At 34.9% G+C, this 6527-nt stretch carries 9 protein-coding genes; all 9 read right to left on the bottom strand.

What is annotated here, in order from left to right:
* Positions 1–34 precede the first annotated feature (34 nt).
* From DWY01_RS11125 to DWY01_RS11085, 9 genes are read right to left on the bottom strand one after another with little or no spacing between them, the layout of a single operon-like run.
* Positions 35–850 carry a histidinol-phosphatase gene (locus DWY01_RS11125; RefSeq protein ID WP_117996186.1) on the bottom strand — a complete coding sequence of 272 codons (816 nt, stop codon included), beginning with the start codon at positions 848–850 and terminating at the stop codon, positions 35–37.
* Positions 847–1581: a tRNA pseudouridine(38-40) synthase TruA gene (gene truA / locus DWY01_RS11120; RefSeq protein WP_117996185.1), complete on the bottom strand. Its 735-nt coding sequence runs from the start codon at positions 1579–1581 to the stop codon at positions 847–849. Before truA ends, DWY01_RS11125 begins: the two co-directional genes overlap by 4 nt.
* A complete protein-coding gene (locus DWY01_RS11115; RefSeq protein ID WP_117996184.1) occupies positions 1578–2375 on the bottom strand; it encodes an energy-coupling factor transporter transmembrane protein EcfT in 798 nt (265 codons plus the stop codon). Before DWY01_RS11115 ends, truA begins: the two co-directional genes overlap by 4 nt.
* Positions 2368–3228 (bottom strand): energy-coupling factor transporter ATPase, encoded by an 861-nt coding sequence (locus DWY01_RS11110; RefSeq protein ID WP_117996183.1) that lies wholly within the window; start codon positions 3226–3228, stop codon positions 2368–2370. The genes DWY01_RS11115 and DWY01_RS11110 overlap by 8 nt, the downstream gene beginning before the upstream one ends.
* Entirely contained in the window at positions 3213–4031 is an 819-nt protein-coding gene (locus DWY01_RS11105; RefSeq protein WP_117996182.1) for an energy-coupling factor transporter ATPase, read from the bottom strand. Before DWY01_RS11105 ends, DWY01_RS11110 begins: the two co-directional genes overlap by 16 nt.
* 28 nt (positions 4032–4059) lie before the next feature.
* Positions 4060–4515 carry a hypothetical protein gene (locus DWY01_RS11100; RefSeq protein ID WP_117996181.1) on the bottom strand — a complete coding sequence of 152 codons (456 nt, stop codon included), beginning with the start codon at positions 4513–4515 and terminating at the stop codon, positions 4060–4062.
* A gap of 2 nt (positions 4516–4517) precedes the next feature.
* Positions 4518–5087 carry an O-methyltransferase gene (locus DWY01_RS11095; RefSeq protein ID WP_117996180.1) on the bottom strand — a complete coding sequence of 190 codons (570 nt, stop codon included), beginning with the start codon at positions 5085–5087 and terminating at the stop codon, positions 4518–4520.
* 38 nt (positions 5088–5125) lie between these two features.
* Entirely contained in the window at positions 5126–5488 is a 363-nt protein-coding gene (rplQ, locus tag DWY01_RS11090) for a 50S ribosomal protein L17 (protein ID WP_117571636.1), read from the bottom strand.
* Positions 5489–5502: 14 nt separating this feature from the next.
* On the bottom strand, positions 5503–6453 hold the full coding sequence (locus tag DWY01_RS11085) for a DNA-directed RNA polymerase subunit alpha (RefSeq protein WP_117996179.1): 951 nt from the start codon (positions 6451–6453) through the stop codon (positions 5503–5505).
* Positions 6454–6527: the final 74 nt, after the last annotated feature.

The following is a 6527-nucleotide window of genomic DNA, read 5'->3' as shown; positions in this document are numbered from 1 at the left end:
ATCAAAAAAAGCAAAAAGTTTAGCTTTATTTTAGCTAAACTTTGATCTTGTTTTCTTTTATCTTTTTATAATCAATTGAAGGTATATCATCAATGATTTCTATATCAAATTGAGATAGTTTTTCTAATGCTAAATCATACCATTTTTTGTTTAAATCACCAGTCTCATGCGCATCCATACCAATGATTGCCTTTACGTCATATTGCTTGGCAATCTGCCAAAATCTAGAATGTGGATATTCTTCATACCCCATACACTCATTATGCTGCATACCCAATACATTAAACTCTAATGGTACATTATAATCTTGGCTTGTCTTACAAATTCTATGGAAGCCCTCTTCGATTTCAGGTGTTATTACACCACCCGTACTTCTTAAAATCAATTCAGGATGAGCCAAGTATGCATACATACCCGTTTTCATACCTTCCACACAAGTATCAAAATAGCCTTTAATATACTTACCTTTGACTCCACCTAAATAAATACGATCTTCATCTGTGCCATAATAATGATTACCAAAAATCAAGTAATCAATATCATTTTCAATACAGAAATCTAACAACCAATCCATATATTTAGGAAAGTATTCGGCTTCTAAGCCAAAACGAATTTCAATCCGCTTCTTATATCTATCTTTCAAATATAAAACGCTATCTTTATAATCATCAAATTCATCAAGCTTCATACGCATATGCGCTACAAAGCTTGAATCATATTTCCAACAAGCATGATCCGAAAAGCCCAATACTTCAAAGCCATTTTGAATGGCAGCACGAACAAATTCTTCATCATTGCCAAACGCATGATGACAACGAGATGTATGTGTATGAAAATTTGTCTGTCTCATTCGTACATTACCTCCACTAAATATAAACCACAACTCGGTGCATTATAACGACATGCCGACTTATTCTTCGCATCCAACATTCTTTGCACATCATCAACATCAATTTTATGCTGACCCACCGCAATTAAAGTACCCGTCATCATACGAACTTGATATCTTAGAAAACCAGTCCCTTCAAAAATGAAATGCACATCTGTACCTTCTTCATTAATTTCAATATTTGAAATTGTTTTTACCCTAGGCTTTCTAGGATCGATTTTACTTGAGGCAAAGCTCGTAAAATCATGAGATCCCAAAAATACTTTTGATGCACTTTTCATCGCATCCATATCCAGTCTTTTTGCAAGTAGATTCCGATACTTATAATTAAATGGATTCTTTATATCATACGAACAATAATAATCATATCGCTTGGCAACTGCACTAAAACGCGCATGAAAATCATCAGGCTTTTCTTCTGCTTTTAAGATACGAATATCTTTAGGAAGCAATGCATTCAATGCTCTTTCATATTGAATAGCAGGAATATTTTTACTTGTCTCAAAATGAAAAACTTGACCTAATGCATGAACACCTGCGTCCGTTCTTCCACTCGCCACAACATCTACATTCTCTTTTGTGATTTTATACAAAGCTTCTTCAATCACCTGTTGAATACCTAAAGCATTCTCTTGTTTTTGCCAGCCTGCATAATTAAAGCCATCATAACTGACGATTGCCTTTACAATCATAATACCCAAATACCAATACAAGCACAAAGTACGACAACACTTAAAATCATTGAAGCATAATCAATTGTCTGCATCTTTAACACTTTATAACGTGTTCTTTGTCTTGAAGGATCATAGCCCCTGGCTTCCATCGCATTTGCAAGTTGATCCGCACGATCAAAGGCAGATACAAACAAAGGAACAATCAAGGATAAGATAGCCATGATTTTTTCTTTGATACTACCATTTTCTAAATCCACACCACGACTTGCCTGCGCATTCATGATACGTTGTGTTTCTTCAATCAACGTAGGAATAAAACGCAACGCAATACTAATCATCATCGCAATAATGTGGGCTGGTACACCAATTTTTTCAAAAGGCTTTAATAATTTTTCAATTCCCAAAGTCAAATCCAAAGGCTTCGTTGTAGCTGTTAATACAGTTGTAATAATAATCATCAACATTAAACGAACCACAATATACAACGTTTGGTTTACGGCATCACTATAAATTGTAAATCCCTTGATTGAAAATAATGGTGTTCCTGTTTTAATAACCAATAAGTTAATAACCAACAAGAAAGCCATCATCCACAACATGGGCTTCATCGTTCTTAAGGCATATTTAATATTTAATTTTGATAAATATAAACTAAACAGAATAAAAACACCAATAACCACATACCCAAGGGCTCCTGCAGGAATAAAGATTGCGACCATCAAAAACAACATGATCATGATCTTAGATCTAGGATCCATCTTATGAACCACAGAATCTAGTGGCATGTATTGTCCTAACGCAACATTATTCATGTTTCTTCACCTGCTTTTCTATTGAATCCACAAGTGAATTCATATCCATAGTATCTGGATCCATTTCAAATCCATTTTCCTCTAACTGCATTTTTAGACGTACAATACTAGGCGGATTAATACCAATTTCCTGTAAATATTCTGGATGTTTAAAGAACTCCTTTACATCCGCTTCCTGCGTAACTTCACCATGACTTAACACAATCACATGATCACAATAGTTCATAACATGCTCCATATCATGTGTGACTAAAAGAACGGTTTTACCTTCTTTTTTATTTAAGTTCATAAACAAAGTCATCATTTCCTGAGCACCCTGAGGATCTAGTCCTGCTGTTGGCTCATCTAAAACTAAGACCTTAGGATCCAATACTAAAATACCGGCAATCGCAACACGACGTTTCTGTCCTCCACTCAAATCAAATGGCGAACGCTCTAAATAACTTTCATCCAAACCAACAACTGGTAAAACCTTCTTAACAAGTTGGGAAGCATCTTCTTCACTTGTGCCAAAGTTTTTTGGCCCGAACGCTATATCCTTACCAATTGTCTCTTCAAACAATTGATATTCAGGAAACTGGAATACAAGTCCAACTTCTTTTCTTAATTGCTTCACATCTTTGATTTTCAACAAAGGCTGAATATGAAAACCACAAATATCCAAAGTACCTGCCGTTGGAATCAATAGACCATTCAAGTGCTGAACTAAAGTCGATTTACCCGATCCAGTCTGACCAATAATCGCAGTTACTTTTCCTTCTGGAATAGAAAGGTTGATCCCTTTTAAGGCTGCATGTGAAAAGGGAGTATTTTCATTATATGTGTGTTCTAAATTCTTTATTTCAATCGACATAACTTTTCTACCACCTCGTCTAAACGACATACATTTTCTTTAAAGATTCCACGCTTCTTTAATTCCTTAGAAATCTTTAACGCGAAAGGAATATCTAGCTGCATTTTAGCTAACTTATCTTCCTGTTTAAAAATATCCATTGGCGTTCCTTGCATCGCAATTTGACCATTTTCTAATACAATGACATTTTCAGATTGAGCAACCTCTTCCATGTCATGAGTAATAGATAAAATCGTAATATTCTTTTCTTCATGTAATTTACGAATCTGCTCATTGATACTTGCCTTACCTTGAGGATCCAACATACTTGTTGACTCATCAAAAATAATGATGTCTGGCTCAACAGCTAAAATACCAGCAATCGCAACACGTTGTTTTTGTCCACCAGATAGTTTAGTTGGTTCTGCACTTAAAAAATCAGTCATTCCAACACGGCTTGCGACATCTTCAATAATAGACTGCATTTTTTTTTGTTCTACACAATGGTTTTCTAAACCAAACGCAATATCATCTGCCACTGTGGAACCAATAAATTGATTATCTGGATTTTGAAATACAATCCCCACATGACTTCTCAATTCATAAACACTTTCTTCATTTAGTTCTTGACCTAAAATCTGAATTTTTCCCTTTTTCGCCTCCAACAAACCAATAATTAGTTTTGCCATTGTACTCTTACCAGAACCGTTATGTCCGATAATTGTTGTATAGCTTCCCTTTGGGATTGAAAAAGAAACATCTTTTAATATATCGTTTTTCCCATCATAGGAAAAAGTTAAATGTGAAACTTCAATTGCTTCCATCACATATCCTCCACCATAAACGGAACCATTATACCATATTAAAATGAAATCCTTTATATTCTGCACTATTGTTTGTACATGCATTTACAAGTATATCGGATAAGATCTTAATATCACTCTCATTTACCCCTTCATGATAAATGACATCTACAACTTTATCTTCATCATCATATGAAGAAGTTAAACCATTTTCAGCAATTTCTGTTTGGAATTGCTTAGCCGCATCCTTAGAATCAAAGCCATATGTTAATGTTACTGGTAAAATATCTTCTTGTGCATCTTTAAAGCCCTTGATATCTGATTCCATCGTTTTTAATGGACTTACACTTGGCTGAATCTCCTTTTCAATGGGTTCATCAATATTTGGACATAAGAAATCATCTAACTCTTCTTGTCTTTCTCTATCACGACGAACCTTACCTGAAACTGCACAAGCACCTACTGTAATTGCAGTTGCTCCAACTAAAAATTTAAAAAGATTCATAATTATTTCCTCCTTGTTAAGGCAACTCCATCTCCATAATCATAAAATGCGGTTTCATAATCTGTAAGATTTGCCAAATACGTATGATAATCATGGATCTTACGAACCAATTGACGTGTATTACGATTACGCGATAATTCTGGATGTTCTACCAAACCATGAAAATTCATATTATCTGATACAATTATACCATTCTCATTCAAATGGGTACAATACTTCTCGAAAAAACGTCGATATTGTGCCTTGGCCGCATCAATAAAAATACAGTCAAACAGGCCCTCAACATCTACCTCAAGAGCATCCCCTTCAATTAAAGTAATTCGATCCGATAATCCACTTTCCTCAATGTTTTTCTTAGCCTCAACAATCATGTCCGGATTTCTTTCAATTGTGACAACTCTCATTCTAGGATCTAATTTAGCCACTTCAATAGATGTACGCGCAATCGCAGTTCCTAATTCTAAAAATGACAGGCATTGATTCTTTTGAAGCTGCTCTAACAAGAATTTTAACCCACTATCCATCATAATAGGTACTTGATGTTCTTTTGCGTATTGTTCTAAATCACTCATATCTATTCTCCCTTAAAAGAAAAGTGAAGTAGTAACTACTACTTCACGAATTGTACAATTGCCATTGGAGCTGCATCTCCACGACGGATACGTGTCTTAACTACACGAGTGTATCCACCATTACGATCTGCATATGCTGGTCCAATTTCATTGAATAATTTTTGAAGAGCTGTTGTTCCCTCTTCATCTACTTCTACATTACGAACATAAGCTGCTGCTTGTCTACGTGCATGTAAATCTCCACGTTTTGCTAATGTAACTAATGAGTCCATTACAGCGCTTAATTCTTTTGCTTTCATTTCTGTTGTTTCGATTTGTCCGTTTTCAATCAAAGATGTTGCCATATTACGCAACAATGCTTTACGATGATCGGCTTTACGTCCCAATTTACGATTCCACATGATTCTTTCTCCTCTTATTCATACGATTTGAAGAACAATCCCAATTGGTACATTTTGTCCTTCACTTCTTTGAGTGATTTCTTACCCAAATTCTTAACATGCATCATTTCATCTTCTGTTTTTTGTGTAAGTTCATCAACAGTTTGAATTCCTGCACGTTTTAAACAGTTATAAGAACGAACAGATAAATCCAAATCTTCAATCATCATTGTATTTACTTTTTTAACATCCTCAACCTGAGGTTTTTGAACCATGAAACTTTCTTCTAATTCCAAATCAGAAACAGTTAAAACTTCATCTAAGTTTTCCATACAAATCTTTGCAGCCATTGTAATAGCTTGTAAAGGTGTAATTGTACCATCTGTTTCTACATTGATATGTACTTTGTCATATTTTTTATCCAATCCAACACGAGCAGGTTCAGCTAAGTAATCTGCTTTGCGAATTGGTGTGAAAGTTGCATCTAATACTACGACATCTTCACCAAAGTCGTATGACACTTTATTTTCAATTGAACTCTTATATCCAGTTCCTGTAACTGCATAAATTTCCATTTCCAAGTTTGCACCTTTTTCTAAAGTACAAATTACTTGTTCAGGATCTACAACTTCAACTGCTTCTGGACAAATAATGTCTGCTGCCTGGATTGTTGCAGGACCCTTCTTTGAAATATGCAATGTTTGGAATCCTTCTCCATCATTGTATAGTTGCACAGCTTTTAAATTTAATGAAATACGATAAATATCTTCTAAAATACCATCAACCATTGTTGCTTTTCCATCAAATCCAGATACTTTAAATCCAACAATGCTTGTGCCTGGTACACTTGTTAATAATGTACGGCAGATTGTATTTCCAATCGTAATTCCAAAACCTCTTTCAAGAGGTTCAAAGACATAAGATCCAGTATTGTTTTCTTCATTCACAAATTCTTTATGAAGTGAAGCTCTTTCAAATTCCTGCATCGTTATCCTCCTTTAACTATCCACGAGGTCGTTTTGGTGGACGACATCCGTTGTGTGGAATTGGTGTTACATCA

This window comes from Eubacterium sp. AF22-8LB (assembly GCF_003458715.1).
In the GTDB taxonomy this organism is placed as follows: Bacteria; Bacillota_I; Bacilli_A; order Erysipelotrichales; family Erysipelotrichaceae; genus Holdemanella.
The sequence above is the reverse complement of the archived record's forward strand: the minus strand, read 5'-3'. Positions and strand labels throughout refer to the sequence as shown.